This is a genomic window from Pelomicrobium sp. (assembly GCF_036803785.1).
Lineage (GTDB): Bacteria > Pseudomonadota > Gammaproteobacteria > Burkholderiales > UBA6910 > Pelomicrobium.
In genome coordinates this window covers 47,391-49,293 of record NZ_DAIRTR010000005.1, presented here as the reverse complement: position 1 = coordinate 49,293, position 1,903 = coordinate 47,391, and the positions used below count along the sequence as shown (strand labels likewise).

General features: G+C 64.9%; 2 protein-coding genes. Both read right to left on the bottom strand.

Annotated elements, in window-relative coordinates; all coding sequences use genetic code 11:
* A partial coding sequence (locus V7Q81_RS01390) for a pyruvate kinase (RefSeq protein ID WP_333839632.1) occupies nucleotides 1-403 on the bottom strand: 403 nt, incomplete at its 3' end.
* 72 nt (nucleotides 404-475) lie between these two features.
* Entirely contained in the window at nucleotides 476-1,657 is a 1,182-nt protein-coding gene (locus tag V7Q81_RS01385) for a phosphoglycerate kinase (RefSeq protein ID WP_333839630.1), read from the bottom strand.
* Between the last annotated feature and the right edge of the window lie 246 nt (nucleotides 1,658-1,903).

Sequence of the window (1,903 nt, the reverse complement as noted above, 5' to 3'; positions counted from 1 at the left end):
TCTCCACTTCGAGCACGATGCGCCCATCGTCCAGGAGCAGGATCGCGCCCTTGGATACGTCGTTGGGCAGCTCCTTGTAGTCGAGTCCTACCCGCTCCTCGTTGCCCAGCTTGCACTCGGCGTCCAGGATGAAGGTCTGGCCTGGCACCAGGGTGACTTTGCCCCGCTCGAACTTGCCGATGCGGATCTTGGGGCCCTGCAGGTCCGCGAGGATGGCCACGGTGCGACCGGCGCCGCGGGCGAGGGAGCGCACCAGCTCGGCGCGCCTGACATGCTCCTCCACGGTCCCGTGGGAAAAGTTCATGCGCACCACGTCCACGCCCGCATCGATCATGCGCTCTAGCACCTTGGGGTCGCTCGAAGCCGGTCCTAGCGTGGCGACAATCTTGGTGCGACGTAGCATATGCGGTTCCATCGAATGGGTCGGAAGCCTTAAAGTTTACTCCCAGAACCCATATGACGGAACCGAATTTCATTATCCGGAAGCGCGTTGCTCGAGAATCTCGACCGCCGGCAGCTTCTTGCCCTCGAGAAATTCCAGGAATGCCCCACCCCCGGTGGAGATATAGGAGATCTTGTCCCCGACTCCATATTTGGCGATGGCCGCCAGGGTGTCCCCGCCTCCAGCGATGGAGAAGGCCGACGATCCGGCGATGGCCTGGGCCAGCCGCCGGGTGCCCTCCCCGAATGGGTCGTACTCGAAGACTCCGAGGGGGCCGTTCCACACCACCGTGCCCGCCCGGCGGACAAAGGTTTCCAGGGCAGTCGCCGACTGGGGCCCGATGTCCAGTATTAAGTCGTCGTCGGCCACCTCTTGGGTGGCCTTGAGCTCGGCTTTCGCCGTCGGCGCGAGCTCCTTGGCGCACACGACGTCGATGGGGATGGGCACTGCGCCGCCCCGCTCCTCCATAAGCCGCATGATTTCCCTGGCTTCGTTCGCGAGCTCCGGCTCCGCCAGGGATTTTCCAATCTTTCCCCCCGCCGCCAGGATGAAGGTGTTGGCGATGCCGCCTCCCACGATGAGCTGATCCACCCGGGCCGCCAGGTTCTTGAGGATGGTGAGCTTGGTGGAGACCTTGGAGCCGCCCACGATGGCCACCAGGGGTCGCTTCGGGTTCTCCAGGGCCTTGCCCAGGGCTTCCAGTTCCGCCGCGAGGAGGGGCCCGGCGCAGGCCACCGGGGCGTACTTGGCGATCCCATGAGTGGTCGCCTCAGCCCGGTGGGCCGTACCGAAGGCGTCGTTTACGTAGACGTCGCACAGGGCTGCCATCTTGCGCGCAAGGGCGTCGTCGTTCTTCTTCTCGCCCTTGTTGACCCGGCAGTTCTCCAAAAGCACCACCTCGCCGGGTTTTACTTCCACTCCGTCCACCCAGTCCCGGATCAGGGGAACCTCCCGTCCCAGCAGCGCCGAGAGGCGTTCGGCCACCGGGGCGAGGGAATCCTCGGGCTTGAGCTCCCCTTCCGTGGGGCGTCCGAGATGGGAGGTCACCATCACCGCCGCCCCTTGTGCCAGGGCGTGGCGGATGGCGGGCAGGGAAGCACGGATGCGGGTGTCGTCGGTGATGCGGCCCGCATCGTCCATGGGCACGTTCATGTCGGCGCGGATGAATACCCGCTTGCCTCGGAGATCCAGGTCGGTCATCTTCAGCACCGCCATGACACGCCTCCCGCAACCCGTGTTGACCGCCCTTCGAACTCCCTCATCTGGCATTCATCCACGCCACCGTGGTATCCAGCATCCGGTTCGAGAAGCCCTAAGCCTTTGTGGCTTCGGCCGCTCGCTTCCGCTCGCTTCACGGCGCTTCGCGCCATGAGCCTTCGCCCCAATCGGCGGGGCTTCACCACACCCTCCCTCATCTGGCATTCATCCACGCCACCGTGGTATCCAGCATCCGGTTCGAGA

What these genes read in the sequence shown, in the direction of transcription:
- V7Q81_RS01385 (WP_333839630.1), bottom strand. Translation starts at nt 1,657, where the DNA reads ATGGCGGTGCTGAAGATGACCGACCTGGATCTCCGAGGCAAGCGGGTA.